This window comes from Rhizobium gallicum bv. gallicum R602sp (genome assembly GCF_000816845.1).
GTDB lineage: Bacteria > Pseudomonadota > Alphaproteobacteria > Rhizobiales > Rhizobiaceae > Rhizobium > Rhizobium gallicum.
Genome location: NZ_CP006877.1, coordinates 210,303 through 229,077, shown reverse-complemented (window position 1 = coordinate 229,077; position 18,775 = coordinate 210,303). Strand labels below are relative to the sequence as shown.

The following is an 18,775-nucleotide window of genomic DNA, read 5'->3' as shown; positions in this document are numbered from 1 at the left end:
CTTAGGGATGCACCAAAACATTACATCGGCTGCGCCATTACAGATCACTATGCCCCGGGAAATCCCCCTTGCCTGACCCAAATTGGAGAAACACGTGCCATCACCAGGCAGGGCCGGCGATTCTTAAGGCATCATTCACCATTTTTCTCCATTCTATCTTGAGATTTCTCCCGGACTCTGATCCGGATCCCAATAAAAGAGAACGCTATGCCATCGAGCGGCAAAACTATCTCCTTTACCGCGGCAGCCATCCTCGTGCTTTGCGGGCTCCAGGCTCCCGGGCGCGCCGAGGAAGACGTGCTGCGCGTCTATATGGATCACGCGCGTGTTTTGAAGCTCGACCGGCCAGCCAGCAAAGTGATCATCGGCAATTCCAAGGTTGCCGACGCCACCGTTGCCGATCCAAAAACGATCGTGCTGACGGGACGCAGTTTCGGGACGACCAATCTGGTGCTGCTCGATGCCGATGGCAATGCGATACTCGACGAGACGGTCCTCGTTTCCATCGACGAAGGCAACACGGTTCGCGTCTACCGGCAGACCGATCGCTCGGTCCTTTCCTGCACGCCGAACTGCGAACAACACACGCAGCAGGACAATGCGGCAGATGCCGGAGGCTGACGCGGGATCGTCATCCGTTAAATTGTTGACCCGCCCTGAAACGGAAAATCAACGAACGCACTTTACGATCGCTTTATGAACGTTCCATCGGATGGCGCCGTCGCGGCCAATGATCACCAGGCAGATCGAACCTCCATGCCGCCCGGCAGGCGGGGTGGATGGCGGGCTTTTGCGCGCTCGCGCGACGGATCGGCAGCGATAGAATTTGCGCTGCTTGCCATTCCCTATTTCATGGTGATCTTCGCAATCCTGGAGACCTTCATCGCCTTTGCCGCGGAAGAACTGGTCTCCAACGCCGTCGACACCATGAGCCGCAAGCTGCGGACCGGGCAGATCACCAATGTCGTCGGGCAGACAACCTATAAGGACCGGACGGCATTCCGGCAGACCTTTTGCGAGGAAGTGTCGATCCTGATCCAGTGCTCCGCCACCGAGGTCGCCACGCCGAACAAACTTTGGCTCGATGTCCGCACATTCAGCAAATTCTCCGATATTCCCGCCACCATTCCGATGAATGCGACGGGCCTCGATACGACAGGGATGCAATATTCACCCGGCGGCTCAAGCTCGATCAACATGGTTCGCGCCTACTACCACTGGCAGGTCGTCACCGATCTTGTCCGGCCCTATATCACCCCATACCGTACCGCCGACGGATCGAGGCTGAACGACTACCTTATCGTCGCCACAGCCGCCTTCCAGAACGAGCAATACTGATGGCGGCGAGCGGAACCCTGATGCGGTTGAAAGAAAAGCTCGTCCGGCTCGGGCGCGATCGCAGCGGCGTGGGCGCAATCGAATTCGCCATCCTCTTTCCCGTCCTGGTGATGCTCTATATCGGCGCCTTCGAGATCACGATCGGACTGAACGTCAGCAAACGCACCAGCCGCGCTGCCGGCTCGATCGCCGACCTGATCACGCAGCAGCAGAATGTGACCAGGGGTTCGCTGAGCGATATCAGTTCTCTTGCCGGCGCGATTTTCGCGCCTTTCGAAACGACCGGCATGCAGATCAAAGTGACCGGCATCACCATCGATGCCGGTGCCAATGCCAAGGTTCTGTGGTCCTGGGCAAACGACGCGACGACGGCGCCCTACGCGGCAAATTCCACCGTTACGGGCGTTCCGGCCGACATGCAGAAGGCAGATAGCTTTCTCGTGCGGGCCGATCTCAGCATCCCCTATAAGCTGTTCGCATTCGGCCCCGATTTTCTTCCAGGCGACATGCAGGAACTCACCATCCGCCGCACCTACTATTACCGCCAGCGGCAGGGCGACAATGTTGCCTGCGGCGATTGTTGATCGCGTTCCGTTGAAATTTGCCAAGCCTGCGGCAGCATTATATGCCTGAGCAGAATTGCGGCTTTTCGGCCGCCCAGCTTGATGGTTTGCGATGGCCCGTGCATTTCTCTTCGTTCTTGATTCCTTCGGCGTCGGCGGCGGGCCGGACGCGGCGCACTATGGCGACGAGGGTTCGGATACGCTTGGCCATATCGCGGAATTTTGCGCGGCCGGCGCTGCCGACCGGCAAGGCTTGCGGTCCGGCCCGCTTTCGCTTCCCAATTTGTCGGCCCTCGGCCTGATGCAGATTGCCAAGACCGCGACCGGGCGCGCTCCAGCCGGCATGCCGGTTCCAGATAAAGTCTACGGCATTCATGGCTGCGCCAATGAGATCTCCCGTGGCAAGGATACGCCGTCGGGCCATTGGGAAATCGCGGGAACGCCGGTGACATTCGATTGGGGTTATTTCCCCACGGAAGGCGAGGCTTTCCCGTCGCAATTTATCGAGGCGCTCTGCAACGCGGCGGAGGTTCCCGGCATTCTCGGCAATTGCCACGCCTCTGGCACGGCAATCATCGCCCGGCTCGGCGAGGAGCATATCCGCAGCGGCAAGCCGATCTGCTACACCTCGTCCGACTCTGTCTTTCAGGTCGCGGCACATGAGACGCATTTTGGTCTCGACCGGCTGCTCGGCTTTTGCCGCATCGCCCGCGCACTCCTCGACAGCCACAACATAGGCCGGGTGATCGCCCGGCCCTTCATGGGCGAAACTTCCTCAACATTCGAGCGCACCGGCAATCGCCGCGATTTCTCGGTGCCACCGCCGGAGCCGACGCTGCTCGATCGTCTCGTCAAGGCGGAACGCAAGGTTCATGCCATCGGCAAGATCGGCGATATCTTCGCGCATCAGGGTGTTTCAAGGGTCATCAAGGCCAACGGCAACGACGCACTGATGGACGCGTCGCTTGCTGCCATGGAAGAGGCGAACGACGGCGACCTCGTCTTCACCAATTTTGTCGATTTCGACATGATCTATGGCCACCGGCGCGATGTGCCTGGCTATGCCGCCGCGCTCGAAGCCTTCGACGCGCGGCTGCCGGACGTGCACCGCAAGCTTGCCCCCGGCGATCTTGTCATCCTTACGGCCGACCACGGCTGCGATCCAACCTGGCGCGGCACGGATCATACACGAGAACGCGTGCCGATCATCGCTTACGGTCCGGGGCTGAAGTCTCGCAATATCGGCATTCGCAGCACATATGCCGATATCGGCGAGACGGTTGCCCGACATCTCGGCATCGCCGCCGGGCAGCATGGGAGAAGCTTTCTGTGACGTCACATTTGAAGAAGGTCGAGCTGCACTGCCATCTGGAGGGTGCGGCACCTCCGGCGCTGACCGGAGCCCAGGCGCGAAAATACAATACCGACATCAGCGCCTATCTCCGCGACGGAACATATGTCTGGCATGATTTTGCGAGCTTCCTCGAATGCTACGACAAGGTTTCCGAGGTCTACAAGACCGACGAGGACTATGCGCTACTTACCGAGACCTATCTGCAGGAGCTCGCGGGGATCGGTACGATCTATAGCGAACTTATCGTTTCACCAGACCACGGCGAGCGTATCGGGCTTGGTGCAGACGCCTACATCGCCGGCATCTGCGAAGGCATTCGCCAGGCCAGGGCAAAAAGTGGCATCGAAGCGCGGCTGATCGTCACCGGCGAGCGGCATTTCGGGCCTGAGCGCGTGATCGCGGCTGCGAAATACGCGGCCAAGGCCAACAACCCGCTGATCACCGGCTTCAACTTGGCCGGAGAGGAGCGCATGGGGCGGGTTGCCGATTATGCCCGCGCCTTCGATATCGCCCGCGACGCCGGTCTTGGCCTCACCATTCATGCCGGCGAAGTCTGTGGCGCCTTCAGCGTTTCCGATGCGCTCGACGTCGTGCGTCCATCGCGCATCGGGCATGGCGTTCGTGCGATCGAGGACGCGGACCTCGTCAGGCGGCTTGCCGATCTCGGCACCGTTCTTGAGGTTTGCCCTGGCTCCAATATTGCGCTGAACGTCTTTCCCGATTTCGCTTCGCACCCACTGCGCACGTTCAAGGAAACCGGCGTTCGCGTGACGATCAGTTCAGACGATCCGCCCTTTTTTCATACTTCATTGAAGCGCGAGTATGAGCTCGCCGCCGAGGCGTTCGGTTTCAGCGACAGCGAAATCAACGAGCTGACGCGGACCGGCATCGAAGCGGCTTTCGTCGATGAAACAACCCGCATGGCGCTGCTCGCCCGCCTTTGAACCACCGGGGCTTGAAGATCATGCCCTGAAAATCGCCTCCACTCTTGCAGTTGAGGCGCTTTCCATGAAAGAAACGTCCCATAAGAACAATTTAAGGAAGGCCAGGCCATGGAAGGCGTCATCGTCATCGATCACCCGCTTGTGCAGCACAAACTCACCATCATGCGGCGCAAGGAGACATCGACTGGCAGTTTCCGCCGGCTGCTCCGCGAGATTTCGACGCTCCTCTGCTACGAGGTGACGCGCGATCTCGAACTGACGATGGAAACCATCGAAACGCCGCTGCAGACAATGGAATCGCCGATCCTGGAGGGCAAGAAACTCGTCTTCGCCTCGATCCTGCGCGCCGGCAATGGGCTGCTCGAAGGCATGCTCGATCTCGTGCCTTCTGCCCGCGTTTCCCATATCGGCGTCTATCGCGATCACGAGACGCTGCAGCCTGTGGAATATTACTTCAAGGCGCCGGAGGACGTGGCAGAGCGTCTCATCATCGTCGTCGACCCGATGCTCGCGACCGGCAATTCCTCGATTGCCGCGATCGACAAGCTGAAGGAACGTGGCGCACACAATATCCGCTTCCTCTGCCTGCTCGCGGCTCCCGAAGGCATCAAGAATTTCCGTTCAGCGCATCCCGATGTGCCGGTCTTTACGGCAGCGATCGACAGCCATCTGAACGAAAAGGGCTATATCATGCCCGGACTTGGCGATGCAGGCGACCGCATGTACGGCACGAAGTAACTTCAGCTTTCCTTTACCAAATCCAAAGATATCGAAGGCCCGGAGCAATAATCCGGGCCTTTTTAACTTCGCCATTAGCGACTTGTCAGCAATTGCGGCGTAGCGATCTTGAAGACTCAAGCCCGCATGAGGCGTGGTTTATACAGGCAGGATTTCTGTTCATGCTCATGCGTATCGTCATTTTCGCGAGCATTATCGCCGCGCTCGCCACGCAAGTCCCCTCCTTCTTCGAAGGCAACGGCGGTCAGCCGGCTACCGAGACCGCTTCGGCCAACATCGTCTCAACCGCGACCGACCAGCCTATGACACCCGCGCCGGTTCCCGGTAACGGCCGCATGCGCCTTCAGGCCAATGCGCAGGGGCACTATACAGGCGACTTCAAGATCAACGGCAGACCCGTGAAGGGCCTGATCGATACGGGCGCGACCTATGTGGCGCTGAACGAAAGCCTTGCCCGCCGTCTCGGCTACAGTGCCAATCAACTCGATTTCCGGCATGCCGTGAACACAGCAAACGGCCAGACCAAGGCCGCACATGTCACGCTCGATCGCATGGAGATCGGCGGCATCCGCGTGCAAGGCGTGGAAGCCTTCGTGCTCAAGGATGATGCGCTTTCGACGACCCTGGTCGGCATGAGTTTCCTGAAAAAACTCGAGTCTTATTCCGTTGCCGACGGCTCACTGAAGCTGAAGCAATAATCAAATGCGGCCGGATATAACAGGCGGCAGCGAAGGCGCGTTGCCGCAGATGCGGTAGCTTGACGCGATCGAGGCTGCTGCCTTTTGTGCCGCCGCCTCGCTTGCAGCATGCACGATCGCGAGCCTATCGCCCTTCTCGACGCGCGTGCCGAGCGGCAAGAGAGCGGCAAAGCCGACCCGATGGTCGATCTTGTCTGCCGGACCGCGCCGCCCGCCGCCGAGATTAATAACGGCCATGCCGACCTCGCGCGCATTGCAAGCTGAAAGCCATCCGCTCTCACTTGCGAGAACCGGCATTTCGATCGGCGCTTTCACCAGATATTTTGCGGGCTTTTCGACAAAATCCACCGGGCCGCCCAGCATATGCACCATGCGGGCAAAAACCTCCGCCGCCTTACCAGACGTCAGCGCTTCGCGGGCTTTCACTTCGCCATTTTTCAGAGACTGGCAAATGCCTGAGCTCACCAGCATCTCGGCTGCGAAGGCCACAACGACGGCCTCGAGCCGGGTTCCAGCTTTTCTGCCGGCCAGGAAATCCAGGCAGTTCCATATCTCCACGGCGTTGCCCGCTGCGTCCGCCAGCGGCTGGTTCATATCGGTGATCAACGCGGAGGTCTTGATCCCTGCCCCATTTGCCACGTCCACCAGAGATTGCGCCAAAAGCTTTGCCTGCCCGTGATCTGCCATAAAGGCGCCGTTGCCGGTTTTCACGTCGAGCACCAAGGTCTGAAGCCCGGCGGCGAGTTTCTTGGAGAGAATGGATGCGGTGATCAGCGGAATGGAATCGACCGTCGCCGTAACATCACGCACGGCGTATAGTTTGCCGTCGGCAGGCGCCAGAGAGCCCGTCTGTCCGATGATGGCGCAGCCGGCTTCGTTGACGACGTTGCGGAAATGAGCAGCATCCGGCGTGATTTGATAGCCTGGAATGGATTCCAACTTGTCAAGCGTTCCGCCGGTGTGGCCGAGGCCGCGGCCCGAGATCATCGGTACCGCAAGCCCGCAAGCAGCCGCAATCGGCGCCAGCATCAGCGAAACGTTATCGCCGACGCCGCCGGTCGAATGCTTGTCGGCGATCGGATGATCGATCCCGGGCCACGTCAGCATGTCGCCGGAGCGCGCCATGGCGAGCGTCAGCGCGACGACCTCCCCGCGCGACATGCCCTTGAACCAGACGGCCATCGCAAAGGCACCGATCTGACCCTCTGACAACTCACCGGCGGAAAGGGCCTCAACGAACGACTGAATCTCAGCCGTGGAAAGGGCACCGCCATCCCGCTTTTGCCGGATGATCTCCTGCGGGATCATGTTCAATAGCTCGAGGCCTTGGCGGGCGCTGACTGGACGCCGCTGAGGACAGCGAGAATGTCATCGAGCAGGCCGGAGGCCCCGAAACGGAAGGTCGACGGCATCGGCCAGTCCGGCGTCATGATCGTTTCGGCAAGGCTGAGATAAAGGGCGGCATCGGCGACCGAGCCAATGCCACCGGCCGGCTTGAAGCCTACCTTGCGGCCGCTGTGACGGATCGCGCGGATCATGATATCCGCAGCTTCGAGCGTCGCGTTCACGGCGACCTTGCCGGTGGATGTCTTGATGAAGTCCGCGCCCGCATCGATTGCAAGTTCGGACGCGCGGCCAATGAGGGCGGGGTCCTTGATCTCACCCGTCTCCAGGATAACCTTCAACAATACGCCACCGGTGCATTCCGCGCGCACCGCCGTCACCATGTCGATCACGGCCTTTTCGTTACCATCGCGGAATTTGCGGTAGGGAATGACCAGATCTATCTCATCGGCACCGTCCGCAATGGCCTCCCGTGTCTCAGCGGCGACATCGGCCACTTCCATATCGCCGGACGGGAAATTGACGACCGTCGCGATGCGGACCGGATGACCTTTGCCAAGGACCGTGCGGGCATGTGCCACGAAGCGTGGCCAGATGCAGATCGCCGCACTGTTCCCGTAGGGCGTCTGCGCGCGGGCGCAAAGCGTGTCGATCTGCTCTTGCGTGCAATCGTCCTTGAGATTGGTGAGATCAAGCAGCGACAGCGCGACAGCTGCCGTCTCCTTTTGCGAGTGATTATTCATTATTGCTTCCTCCACCCGCAATCATTTCCTTCAAGATCGCGGCGAGACGCGCGCCGCCGACGGGCGCCATGTCTTTTGTTTCTTCGTGGCTGAGTTCGGAACCCGTCATGCCAGCTCCATAATTGGTGATAACCGAAGCTGCGGCAACCCTCAAACCCAGCATTCGAGCGATGATGACCTCCGGTACGGTCGACATACCGACGGCATCCGCACCGAGGAGCCGCGCCATGCGAATTTCCGCAGGCGTTTCGAAGCTTGGTCCCGAAAACCACATATAGACGCCGTGAAAGAGCTTGATGCCAAGCTTCTCGGCCGCCTTGCGCATGGACACGGAAAGGTCGCCATCATAGGCGCTCGTCATGCCGACGAAGCGGTGGTCGCTTTCCTCGCCGATCAGCGGATTCATGCCGGAATAATTGATGTGGTCGGTGATCTGCATCACCGAGCCCGGTGCCATCTCCTCAAGCAGCGAGCCTGCGGAGTTGGTTAGAAACAGCGATTGCACGCCAAGGCCTTTCAGCACCTCGATCGGCAGCCGCATGGCGTTGGCATCGCCTTTTTCGTAATAATGGACACGGCCCGACAACATGATCACAGGCACGCCGCCGAGACGACCGGCAACGACCTCGCCCGCATGCCCGGAGACGGCGCTGACAGGAAAGCCCGGCAGATCCCGATAGGGAATTCGCACCGCATCCGTCAGTTCGCTTACCAGCGAGCCAAGGCCGGAGCCGAGCACGATGCCGTGACGCGGCACGAGCCCACCGAGCTTGCCGACGAGTAGATCGATGGCGGCGTTCATCCGAGTTCGGCCTCGAAGCTGAAGGGAAGAAGCTCTTCCATCGTCATGGTCTTCTTCACGCCCATCTCATCGCAAAGATAAATCTTGGTATCCTTCTCCGCAAATTCAGAAATCTTCTGCCGGCAGCCGCCGCACGGCGGGCAAAGCGGCAGCTTCTCGGCAATGACCGCCATTTCGACGATTTTCTTCGCTCCGCCCATGATCATGGCGCTGATGGCCGTCGGCTCGGCACACCAACCCTGCGGGAAGGAGAGGTTTTCGATATTGGCGCCAGTATAAACCTTGCCGTCCTCGGCGCGGATCGCCGCACCGACCGGGAATTTGGAATAGGGCGCGTGGGCAAAGGCCATGGCACCGCGGGCGGCTTCGAAAAGGTCGTGTGACATGGTTTCAACGCTCCTTCGTATAGGGGACGCCACCAGCCTTTGGCGGAGTTGCAACGCCGATGAAGCCAGCAAGCAAGATGCAGGTGAGAATATACGGCAAAGCCTGGAATATCTGAACCGGCACTGCGCCGATCAGCGGCACCTGCTTACCCTGCATGAAGTTCGCCAGCGCATCGAGGAAGCCGAAAAGCAGGCAGGCGAACATCACCGGCACCGGTTTCCATTTCGCGAAGACCAGGGCAGCAAGGGCGATATAACCCTTGCCCGCCGACATATCCTTGATGAAGGCCGCCGACTGCGCGATCGCCAGATAGGTGCCCGAGAAGCCGCACAGAATACCGGCGCACATGACGGCACGATAGCGCAGCCAACTGACCGAGATGCCGGCTGTATCGACTGCTCCGGGATTTTCGCCGACGGCGCGAAGGCGCAAGCCAAAGCGCGTCCTGTAGAGGATCCACCAGGAAAGCGGAACTGCCAGGAATGCGAGATAGGTCAGGATGTTGTTGCCGGAGATCACGTTCGAATAGAGCGGACCGATGACCGGAACCTCCCGCATCACGTCTGCGCCCGGAAGCGTAATTGGCGAGAACCGGCTTGCCGGGGAGAGCTGCGGCGTGCGGCCGCCCTGACCGAACCAGGCCTGGCCAAGCACAATGGTGATCCCGGCGATGAAGAAGTTGATGGCAACGCCCGAGATAATCTGATTGCCCCGATTGGTGATCGATGCAAAGCCATGCACCAAACTCAGCGCGACAGAGCAGAGGATGCCCGCGACAAGGCCGAGCCAGGCCGAGTCGGTGATGTATGCAACGCAAGCGGCGGCAAAGGCCGCGCCCAGCATCTTGCCTTCGAGACCGATGTCGAAGACGCCGGCGCGTTCGGAAAAGAGTCCAGCAAGGGCGGTAAAGATCAGCGGGATCGAGAGTCGGATCGTCGAACTCAGAACGTTGATTAGGATGTCGTAGTAATCCATCGTCCGCCCCTCACGTGGTCTTGAACTGTTGGTAGACGCGGACGAGCGCCGGGCGGAACATATATTCGAGTGCGCCTGCAAAAAGAATGACCAGGCCCTGTATCACGAGGATCATCTCGCGGGTAATGTTCGGCATCTCGAAGGAGATCCAGTCGCCGCCCTGATAGAGGATGCCGAAAAGGATCGCCGAGAAGATGATCCCGACGGGATGATTACGTCCCATCAGTGAGACGGCAATGCCGACGAAACCGGCGCCGCCGACGAACTCGACCTGCAGGCGGGCTGAAGAGCCCATGACCGGGTTCAGCGCCATCATGCCGGCCAGCGCGCCAGACAGCAGCATAGCGATCATCACCGTGCGGGCATAGGGAATGCCTGCATAGGAGGCGGCAGTGGGGCTGACGCCAAGCGTGCGCATCTCAAATCCAAGCTTGGTTCGCCAGATGAGCAGCCAGACGAAGTAGGCGGCGACAAGGGCGATCATGAAGGAGACATTGAACGGCGCGGCCCCGAGCTTCGCACCGAAGAGGTTCATCACCCATCCGAGCTTCGGCAACTGGCCGCCTTCGAGGAAGGTGCGTGTTTCCGGCGCCATCTTGCCGGGGACAATCAGCACGTGGACCAGCAGGTAAACCATCAGCGCCGCGCCGATGTAATTGAACATGATAGTCGTAATGACGATGTGGCTGCCGCGTTTTGCCTGGAGGAAGGCAGGAATGGATGCCCAGGCGGCGCCGAAAAGGCCGGCGCCGACGACGGCAACCGGCATGGTGACGTACCAGGGCACGAAGCGGTCGAGCGCCAGCGCAACCAGTGCACAACCAAGTCCGCCGAGATAGGCCTGACCTTCCGAGCCGATGTTGAAGAGACCGGCATGGATCGCAACCGCGACCGAAAGGCCAGTGAAAATGAAACTTGTGGCGTAATACAGTGTGAACCCAATACCTTCGCCGCTGCCGAGCGCCCCCTCGATCAGCAAGGAAAGAGCACCTAGCGGGCTTTCGCCGATCAGCCAGACGACAACGCCGGAGATCAGGAAGGCAACGATCAGGTTCAAAACCGGGATGAGACCGTAGGTGATCCAATTTGGAAGAGAAACAGAAGCAGTGCTCATTAAGACCTCACGCGGCAATGCCGGCCATCATCAGGCCGAGGGTCTGTTCACCGGCATCGGGCGTCTTCTCGCCGACGACATGGCCGGCAAACATGACAAGGATACGGTCTGAAAGGGCGCGGATTTCATCGAGTTCGACAGAGACGAGCAGGATCGCCTTGCCCGCGTCGCGCATCTCGATGATGCGGCGGTGGATGAATTCGATGGCGCCGATATCGACGCCGCGTGTCGGCTGGCCAATAATGAGCACGGCAGGGTCGCGCTCGATTTCGCGGGAAACCACGATCTTCTGCTGGTTGCCGCCCGAGAAATTGGCGGTCTTCAGCCGCGGGTTCGGCGGGCGGATGTCGTATTTCTCGATCTTCTCCATGGCATCCTTGCGGATCGCATCGAGATCGAGCAGCGGGCCTCTGCTGTAGGCAGGCTTGCGGTGATAGCCGAGAACCGAGTTCTCGTATTCCTCGAACTTCAGCACGAGACCCATATGGTGGCGGTCTTCTGGAATATGGGCCAGGCCCAGCTCGCGCAGGCGCGCCGCGTCGGCCTTGTCGATCGGCTGGCCATCAAGGAAAATCTCGCCGGAATGCGGCTTGCGGATGCCCGCGATCGCCTCCAGCAGCTCCGACTGGCCATTGCCCGCCACGCCTGCAATACCGACGATTTCGCCGGCCCGGACATCGAAGGAGACGTTGTCAACCATCGTCACGCCGCGATTGTCCTTGACTGTCAGGTTGCGGACCGACAGCAGCACATCGCCAGGCGTCGCCTCGCCCTTCTGGACACGCAAAAGAACACGGCGGCCAACCATGAGTTCGGCGAGCTCTTCGACCGTCGTTTCCGCGGTCTTACGGGTCGCGACCATCTCGCCGCGGCGCATCACCGAGACCGTGTCGGTGATGGCCATGATTTCGCGCAGCTTATGCGTGATGAGGATGACGGTCTTGCCCTGGTCGCGCAACACCTTGAGGATGCGGAACAGGTGGTCGGCTTCAGCCGGTGTCAGGACGCCGGTCGGCTCGTCGAGGATCAGGATTTCGGCGCCGCGATACATGGCTTTGAGGATTTCGACGCGCTGCTGCAGGCCGACCGGGAGCTGCTCGATCACCGCATCCGGATTGACCTCGAGCCCGTACTCCTTCTCCAGCCGTTTCAATTCGGCGCGAGCTGACGCAACGCCCTTTGCCAGCAGTGCGCCACCTTCGGCGCCGAGCATGACGTTTTCCAGGACCGTGAAATTATCGACCAGCATGAAGTGCTGGTGGACCATGCCGATACCGGTTGCGATCGCCGCCTGGCTGTCGCGGATGGTCACCGGCGTGCCGTTGACGCGGATTTCCCCGGCATCGGCGTGATAAAAACCGTAGATGATCGACATCAACGTCGATTTACCGGCACCGTTTTCCCCGATGATGCCGTGGATCGTGCCCTTGGCGACGGTAAGGTTGATGTCCTTGTTTGCATGAACGGCACCGAATTTCTTATCGATGCCCACAAGTTCAATAGCGGGCGTGTCTGTCACTGCAGGCTCCAAATACGAAAAGGGCGTATGGCGGAAAAATCTGGCCGCCATACGCCCATCTCAGTCGCGGATCACTTCGGGCAAGAGTTGTCCGTCGTGTAATCGTGAACCTTGATGGTTCCTGCGATGATGTCAGCCTTTGCCTTGTCGACGGCGGCCTGCATTTCCGGGGTGATCAGCGGCTTGTTGTTGTCGTCGATCGCAGCGCCGACGCCGTCTTCCTTGACGCCGAGAGCCTGCACGCCACCGGTGAACTTGTCGTTCTTCGTATCGGCGTAGGCGTTATAGACGGCGAGATCGACGCGCTTGACCATCGAGGTCAGCACGGAGCCCGGATGCAGATGGTTCTGGTTGGAATCGACGCCGATCGAAAACTTCTTGTTGTCGGCAGCCGTCTGCAAAACACCGAGGCCAGTCGCGCCTGCAGCGGCGTAAATGACGTCGGCGCCCTGGTCGATCTGGTTTTTGGTAAGCTCGCCGCCACGAACCGGGTCGTTCCAGGCAGCGCCGGTTGTGCCGGTCATGTTCTGAAAGACTTCTATGTCCGCCTTGACGGAGCGGGCGCCCTGCTCATAGCCGCATTCGAACTTGCGGATCAAAGGAATATCCATGCCCCCGACGAACCCGACCTTACCGGTCTTGGAAGCCATGCCGGCGAGAACGCCGACGAGGAACGAGCCTTCTTCTTCCTTATAGACGACCGAGCGGACATTCGGCTTGTCGACGACTGAATCGACGATGATGAACTTGGTGTCCGGGAATTCTGCAGCAACCTTTTCGATTGCCGAGGTCCATGCGAAGGACACGGCCACCACCGGGTTGAAGCCGCGGCTTGCGAAGTTGCGGATCGCCTGCTCACCCTGTGTGTCGCCGGTCGGCTCGAAGTCGCGATAGGCTATGCCGGTTTCAGCCTTGAACTTCTCAGCGCCATTATAGGCTGCTTCGTTGAAAGACTTGTCGAACTTTCCGCCAGTGCCGTAAACCAGAGCCGGCTTGACGTCGGCAGCGAGCGCCGTCGTGGACATCGCGGCCACGGCCAGGAAAGAAAGAAGGGTTTTTTTCATAGTGCAGCCCTATTGTTGCTATTTGTCTGGGTCCTCCCGCAAGCCCTCGGCAGGCATGTCTGCGGAACCACCGGCCTCCCCCCGGAGGCCTGGCTGCGCGCATCCTTGCATGGCTAAGGGAAAAATTCACGAGAAATTTTTCGGCCGGTAAAAATTCCGTGTAGATGCTGAAAATCAGTCCAGATGGGCTGATTTTTGCGCAAAATGAGCTGCTGGAATGCGATTTTTCGAACCAATCGGGCAGCTCACGCCGGTTCCGTCAATACCGTAACAAGCATCCGGATTCTTCGCCAGATACTGCTGGTAATAGTTCTCGGCATAGTAGAATTCACCTGCCGGGGCGCTCTATGTGATGATCTTTTAGGTGCGGCCGGCAGATTTGGGCGTCTCTCGAACGTGTCGCGCACGCGCTCTGCCGTGGCTAGCTGTTGCAGCCTTGCCGTGGATTCGCGGTCCCAAAGCTGATACGCCAGGGCGGCGCGTTTGTTACGCGGTAAAGCGGCCCGCCACCGCCGGCTTCTTGTAGCCCATCATCCAAAGCAGCAGCGCGATCACCAGAAGGACGGCAAAAGCGGGCTGCAGCATCAGCCATTGGAATACGAAGGCATAGAAGCGCGGGTGCACATAGTAGGAAACAGACGACTGCAGTGCCAATAGCGACGAAGGGCTCAAATCCTGCCAGGCATCGCCCACGGGTGTCACCACGACTGCCGACGCCGCAACGGATTGAATTGAATCGATCGTTCCTGCAATCACGGCTACAGCAAGCGCGACAAGGCTAGCCAAACGCAACAAGAAACGCATCAGTACCTCCGACGCCCTACCGCCGGATTTCCGGTCAGCCGCGCCATTCTCCACCCTAGCCAATAAATAATTATCTCATGGCCAAAGCGCAATGGACAGCGCGCGCGGAGTTTTATCGGAAGAAGTCAAAAAACTGTTAGATTTAGGTTGATCAGCGAAAATTCATCGGTATATATCGCGCCGTTCCGACGATTTGCTCCTCTCCGGGTGCGAAACGCAAATGGACAGGTGGCCGAGTGGTTTAAGGCGCACGCCTGGAACGCGTGTGTACGTGAAAGCGTACCGAGGGTTCGAATCCCTCTCTGTCCGCCATTTCTTAATAAAAATCAAAGACTTCCTACAGTATGAAGCGCCTTAAGGCGAATCCTTTTTCTCCCAGCCGAAGACGCTTCTGCCGCCCCAGTCGGATGAGGTTCGGAATTCGCCGGCGACGATCTCCTTGAGGTCTGGGCCAGTGACATATCGCTCGAGCTGGCGGGACTGGTCGTCGAGGCGTTTCAGGGCCTGCAGCTCCTCCTCGCGGCCGAGCCTGCCCTTCTGCACGGCCGACCTCATCACCTTGATCGTCTCGTCATAGACCTTCAGCGGGACGGGAAAGGGATGCCGGTCCTTGCCGCCGTGGGCAAGCGAGAAACGCGCAGGATCGGAAAAGCGGCAGGGCGCACCATGAACCACTTCGGCAACCATCGCCAGCGCCTGTACCGTTCGCGCTCCGACGCCGGGCACGAGCAGAAGCTGCTCAAAATCTTCCGGTCCGCGGTCAGCGGCGGCTGCAAGATTGCCATGCAGGCGCTTCATGTTGACGTCCTTTTCGCGGACGTCGTGATGGGCGGGCAAGATGAGATGCGGCAAAAGCGGCTGGTCGGGCTGCGGTGCGGGCTTTGCGATATCGCGTGCCAAAGCTGCCGCTTCGCGCAAAATACCGTCCGGACCGAGCGTTGTTAGAAGATCAAGCTGCCCGGTACGCGAACGCTCGGCACGCCTGTCGGCCAGATTGATGATATTGCCCTGCCTGCGGCCCTCGATTGCCGTATGCGGCGAATTGACGAAGCTCTCGAGACCTTCCGAGAGCCAGTGATAGCGCCGGGCCTGACGCTTGTCGCCATTCATGCCTTGCTGCACCACGACCCATTTGCCGTCATCCGTGACGATGAAGCCATGGAGATAGAGATCAAAGCCATCCTGAACGGCGGCGCTATCGACTTTTGCCACAAGCCTGCTCGCAGTCGCGAGCGCCCCGCCGTCGAAACCAACTCGATCACCGATCGCAACGAGTTCGCCCGGCGTCTTGCGCGAATGCGATCCGCGGCCACCGCAGACATGAAGGCCAAGTTCGCTTGAAAGCGGAGTTAGCCCGCGCTTGAGAGCGCCAAGCACGCTGGTGGTTATGCCTGATGAATGCCAATCCATGCCCATCACGGCACCGAAAGACTGGAACCAAAAGGGATGCGCGAGGCGCCGGAGCAGTTCATCCCGGCCATAATGGTGCACGACTGCTTCGGTGATCACTGCGCCGAGCTTCGTCATCCGCTCGCCGAGCCACTTCGGAACTCTGCCGCCATGCAATGGAAGATCAGCGCTGCCTGCTCGTTGTGCCATGCTGCGACTATAGCGCGGCCGACGGCGTGAAGGAATGTTTTCCTTGGAGACCATTCGGCGAATAAAAAACGCCGGTTGCGAGGCAACCGGCGCCCTTGGGAGGAAAGCCTAAGGCTTAGGCAGCAGCCGAAGCGAAGCCGGAGGTCGGGACTTCCGAAATCGTCTTCAGGACCTGCGAAGCGATCTGGTAAGGGCAGCCCTGCGAGTTCGGGCGGCGATCTTCCAGATAGCCCTTGTAGTCGTTCTTGACGAAGGAGTGCGGAACGCGGATCGACGCGCCGCGGTCGGCGACGCCATAGCTGAACTTGTTCCACGGGGCCGTCTCGTGCTTGCCGGTCAGGCGCAGGTGGTTGTCCGGACCGTAAACATCGATGTGAGCCTGCAGGTTCTTGTCAAACTGCGCCATGAGCGCTTCGAAGTAGGCCTTGCCGCCGACTTCGCGCATAAACTTGGTCGAGAAGTTGCAATGCATGCCCGAGCCGTTCCAGTCCGTGTCGCCGAGCGGCTTGCAGTGGAACTCGATGTCGATGCCGTACTTCTCGCAGAGGCGGAGAAGCAGGTAGCGAGCCATCCAGATCTGGTCGGCGGCGCGCTTGGAGCCCTTGCCGAAGATCTGGAATTCCCACTGGCCCTTGGCCACTTCGGCATTGATGCCTTCGTGGTTGATGCCAGCAGCCAAGCAGAGGTCGAGATGCTCTTCAACGATTTCGCGAGCAACGCTGCCGACGTTCTTGTAGCCGACACCGGTGTAGTACGGACCCTGCGGAGCCGGATAACCCTGCTCCGGGAAGCCGAGGGGACGGCCATTCTCGTAGAAGAAGTATTCCTGCTCGAAGCCGAACCAGGCGTCTTCATCATCGAGGATGGTTGCGCGGCTGTTCGACGGATGCGGCGTGACGCCATCGGGCATCATGACTTCGCACATGACGAGAGCGCCGTTGGTACGGGCCGGGTCCGGGTAGACGGCAACAGGCTTCAGCACGCAATCGGAGCTGCGGCCTTCGGCCTGCATCGTGGAGGAACCATCAAAGCCCCAGAGCGGAAGCTGCTCAAGAGCAGGAAATGCGTCAAATTCCTTAATCTGCGTTTTGCCGCGCAGGTTCGGCGTCGGTGTGTAACCGTCGAGCCAGATGTACTCGAGCTTATACTTTGTCATTGGCCAGTCTCTCAAACGTAAGGGTGTGAGCAAATTCCGAAGCGACCGCTAAGCGCGTGCTTGATCACCACCGGATGCCTAATACCAAGCACGTGGCGTGCCAGTTTCGAGTAGACATACGGGACTGCCATGAGACGCGCGGCGGGAATCAACCTCCAGACAATCGTCAACTTTCAACGAAAGCGAGGGTTTAGGACCATGGAACACATCCGCACGCAGGACGTTTTTTTGATCTACACATAACGCCTCAAAAAGATGCAGGCATTACGGGGCATTTCATTCGTTTTATCAAATGCTTATGAATCCCACAGTTATTGGCGTTTTTTTAGGCGATTTGCGCAAATCATGTGCACTCTGTTACTATAAGTGCCCGGGCAACCGGTGTGCGAAGAGAATGGAAGGCAATTCGATGCCAGCAAATGTCCATCGCGAAACCGCGAAGATCTATCAGTTCCCAGTAAAATTCCGCAGGTCGGACGAACGCTTTGGGGCCCGCCAGCCGCTCGACATCGATCCCGATGTCTGCGACGCCGCCTTCGATACCTGGTACCACGAAGACGCCATTCGCGAAGCCGAAGAAAAGCGAAAACCGCAAGCCTGAATATCCGACCGACCCGGCGGGGGAACAAGCGGCCGCGCGGTCAGTTTGTCTTTCATGGCAAGGAACGGCACCATCCGTATCGGCATATCCGGCTGGACCTATGCGCCGTGGCGCGGGGTATTTTACCCTGGAGGCCTGCCGCAGAAGCACGAATTGCATTTTGCCGCGCGCAGTTTTGCCTCCATTGAAATCAACGGCACGTTTTACGGATTGCAAAAGCCTGACGCCTTTGCGCGTTGGCGGGAGGCGACACCGGACGGCTTTGTCTTCGCCGTTAAAGGTTCACGCTACATCACGCATTTGAAGCGGCTTCGCGACGTCGAGACGCCGCTTGCCAATTTCATGGCGTCCGGCCTCCTGCGGCTGGGGCCAAAGCTCGGCCCCATTCTTTGGCAGTTTCCGCCGACCATGAAATTCGACGCAGAACTTTTCGCGCGATTTCTGGCAATGCTGCCGAAAGATACGGATGACGCGGCAAAGCTTGCAAAGCGCCATGATGACCGGCTGAACGGCCGTGACTGGCTGGAAAGCGATGTGCAGCAGCCGCTTCGTCACGCGCTGGAAATTCGCCACGACAGTTTTTGCGCCAAGGAATTCATCGAACTGCTGCGAAAACATCACGTGGGGCTCGTCTGCGCCGACACGGTCGAGTGGCCGCGCCTGATGGATGTCACTGCCGACTTCGTCTATTGCCGTCTTCATGGATCCGAGGAGCTTTATGTCAGCGGATACGACGATGCGGCGCTCGATGCATGGGCCAAACGTATCGCGGCATGGGCGCGCGGACACGAGCCGGAAGATGCCCATCGCGTACTGCCGCCGCTCAAGACGTCAGCCAAAGGCCGTGACGTCTTCGTCTATTTCGACAACGACGTGAAGGTTCGCGCGCCGACAGATGCACGCTCGCTTGCCCAAAGGCTTGGCGTTGCCACGCCATTCGAGGAGGCGGCCATGTCAGCAAAACCACGCAGAAAAGGCCGGCGGAGCGAAAAGGAGGAGGCGAGGCCGCACTGGCCCTCCCCGTAACCTTCG

General features: G+C 59.5%; 20 protein-coding genes and 1 tRNA gene. 10 read left to right on the top strand and 11 right to left on the bottom strand.

The window, feature by feature from the left end; translation table 11 throughout:
* Positions 1 to 207: 207 nt before the first annotated feature.
* From RGR602_RS01100 to RGR602_RS01070, 7 genes are all read left to right on the top strand, one after another.
* Positions 208 to 621 (top strand): pilus assembly protein N-terminal domain-containing protein, encoded by a 414-nt coding sequence (locus RGR602_RS01100; protein ID WP_039843566.1) that lies wholly within the window; start codon positions 208 to 210, stop codon positions 619 to 621.
* A 75-nt stretch (positions 622 to 696) separates the two neighbouring features.
* Positions 697 to 1,338: a TadE/TadG family type IV pilus assembly protein gene (locus tag RGR602_RS01095; RefSeq protein ID WP_039843565.1), complete on the top strand. Its 642-nt coding sequence runs from the start codon at positions 697 to 699 to the stop codon at positions 1,336 to 1,338.
* Positions 1,338 to 1,922 carry a TadE/TadG family type IV pilus assembly protein gene (locus tag RGR602_RS01090; protein WP_039843564.1) on the top strand — a complete coding sequence of 195 codons (585 nt, stop codon included), beginning with the start codon at positions 1,338 to 1,340 and terminating at the stop codon, positions 1,920 to 1,922. Before RGR602_RS01095 ends, RGR602_RS01090 begins: the two co-directional genes overlap by 1 nt.
* Positions 1,923 to 2,013: 91 nt before the next feature.
* Complete coding sequence (locus tag RGR602_RS01085; RefSeq protein ID WP_039843563.1) at positions 2,014 to 3,234, top strand: phosphopentomutase; 1,221 nt, start codon at positions 2,014 to 2,016, stop codon at positions 3,232 to 3,234.
* Positions 3,231 to 4,199 carry an adenosine deaminase gene (locus RGR602_RS01080; protein WP_039843562.1) on the top strand — a complete coding sequence of 323 codons (969 nt, stop codon included), beginning with the start codon at positions 3,231 to 3,233 and terminating at the stop codon, positions 4,197 to 4,199. Before RGR602_RS01085 ends, RGR602_RS01080 begins: the two co-directional genes overlap by 4 nt.
* Positions 4,200 to 4,307: 108 nt before the next feature.
* Positions 4,308 to 4,937, top strand: coding sequence for a uracil phosphoribosyltransferase (gene upp, locus RGR602_RS01075; protein WP_022713305.1), 630 nt, complete (start codon positions 4,308 to 4,310; stop codon positions 4,935 to 4,937).
* Positions 4,938 to 5,098: 161 nt separating this feature from the next.
* On the top strand, positions 5,099 to 5,635 hold the full coding sequence (locus RGR602_RS01070; RefSeq protein WP_039843561.1) for a TIGR02281 family clan AA aspartic protease: 537 nt from the start codon (positions 5,099 to 5,101) through the stop codon (positions 5,633 to 5,635).
* On the opposite strand, the gene deoA is transcribed toward RGR602_RS01070, so the two are convergent.
* The 9 genes from deoA to RGR602_RS01025 all read right to left on the bottom strand — a co-directional run bounded on the left by deoA (position 5,636) and on the right by RGR602_RS01025 (position 14,387).
* Positions 5,636 to 6,943 carry a thymidine phosphorylase gene (deoA, locus tag RGR602_RS01065; protein ID WP_039843560.1) on the bottom strand — a complete coding sequence of 436 codons (1,308 nt, stop codon included), beginning with the start codon at positions 6,941 to 6,943 and terminating at the stop codon, positions 5,636 to 5,638.
* 2 nt (positions 6,944 to 6,945) lie between these two features.
* Positions 6,946 to 7,722: a deoxyribose-phosphate aldolase gene (deoC, locus tag RGR602_RS01060; protein ID WP_039843559.1), complete on the bottom strand. Its 777-nt coding sequence runs from the start codon at positions 7,720 to 7,722 to the stop codon at positions 6,946 to 6,948.
* On the bottom strand, positions 7,715 to 8,524 hold the full coding sequence (locus RGR602_RS01055; RefSeq protein ID WP_039843558.1) for a purine-nucleoside phosphorylase: 810 nt from the start codon (positions 8,522 to 8,524) through the stop codon (positions 7,715 to 7,717). Before RGR602_RS01055 ends, deoC begins: the two co-directional genes overlap by 8 nt.
* Entirely contained in the window at positions 8,521 to 8,910 is a 390-nt protein-coding gene (locus tag RGR602_RS01050) for a cytidine deaminase (RefSeq protein WP_039843557.1), read from the bottom strand. The genes RGR602_RS01055 and RGR602_RS01050 overlap by 4 nt, the downstream gene beginning before the upstream one ends.
* Before the next feature lie 4 nt (positions 8,911 to 8,914).
* Positions 8,915 to 9,886 (bottom strand): ABC transporter permease, encoded by a 972-nt coding sequence (locus tag RGR602_RS01045; protein ID WP_039843556.1) that lies wholly within the window; start codon positions 9,884 to 9,886, stop codon positions 8,915 to 8,917.
* Positions 9,887 to 9,896: 10 nt separating this feature from the next.
* Positions 9,897 to 11,000 (bottom strand): ABC transporter permease, encoded by a 1,104-nt coding sequence (locus RGR602_RS01040; protein WP_039843555.1) that lies wholly within the window; start codon positions 10,998 to 11,000, stop codon positions 9,897 to 9,899.
* 7 nt (positions 11,001 to 11,007) lie between these two features.
* Positions 11,008 to 12,519 (bottom strand): ABC transporter ATP-binding protein, encoded by a 1,512-nt coding sequence (locus tag RGR602_RS01035; protein ID WP_039846572.1) that lies wholly within the window; start codon positions 12,517 to 12,519, stop codon positions 11,008 to 11,010.
* 71 nt (positions 12,520 to 12,590) lie between these two features.
* Positions 12,591 to 13,583: a BMP family lipoprotein gene (locus tag RGR602_RS01030; RefSeq protein ID WP_039843554.1), complete on the bottom strand. Its 993-nt coding sequence runs from the start codon at positions 13,581 to 13,583 to the stop codon at positions 12,591 to 12,593.
* 486 nt (positions 13,584 to 14,069) lie between these two features.
* Positions 14,070 to 14,387 (bottom strand): hypothetical protein, encoded by a 318-nt coding sequence (locus RGR602_RS01025; RefSeq protein WP_039843553.1) that lies wholly within the window; start codon positions 14,385 to 14,387, stop codon positions 14,070 to 14,072.
* 222 nt (positions 14,388 to 14,609) lie between these two features.
* Here RGR602_RS01025 and RGR602_RS01020 point away from each other — a divergent pair.
* Positions 14,610 to 14,699: transfer RNA gene (locus RGR602_RS01020), tRNA-Ser, on the top strand.
* A 42-nt stretch (positions 14,700 to 14,741) separates the two neighbouring features.
* On the opposite strand, the gene RGR602_RS01015 is transcribed toward RGR602_RS01020, so the two are convergent.
* On the bottom strand, positions 14,742 to 15,986 hold the full coding sequence (locus RGR602_RS01015) for a DUF763 domain-containing protein (protein ID WP_039846571.1): 1,245 nt from the start codon (positions 15,984 to 15,986) through the stop codon (positions 14,742 to 14,744).
* 115 nt (positions 15,987 to 16,101) lie between these two features.
* Positions 16,102 to 17,142, bottom strand: coding sequence for a glutamine synthetase beta-grasp domain-containing protein (locus RGR602_RS01010; protein ID WP_022713293.1), 1,041 nt, complete (start codon positions 17,140 to 17,142; stop codon positions 16,102 to 16,104).
* A 409-nt stretch (positions 17,143 to 17,551) separates the two neighbouring features.
* On the opposite strand from RGR602_RS01010, the gene RGR602_RS01005 reads away from it, so the two are divergent.
* Both RGR602_RS01005 and RGR602_RS01000 read left to right on the top strand, forming a co-directional pair.
* On the top strand, positions 17,552 to 17,743 hold the full coding sequence (locus RGR602_RS01005) for a DUF2735 domain-containing protein (protein ID WP_039846570.1): 192 nt from the start codon (positions 17,552 to 17,554) through the stop codon (positions 17,741 to 17,743).
* Positions 17,744 to 17,797: 54 nt separating this feature from the next.
* Positions 17,798 to 18,769: a DUF72 domain-containing protein gene (locus RGR602_RS01000; protein WP_039843552.1), complete on the top strand. Its 972-nt coding sequence runs from the start codon at positions 17,798 to 17,800 to the stop codon at positions 18,767 to 18,769.
* Positions 18,770 to 18,775 lie beyond the last annotated feature (6 nt).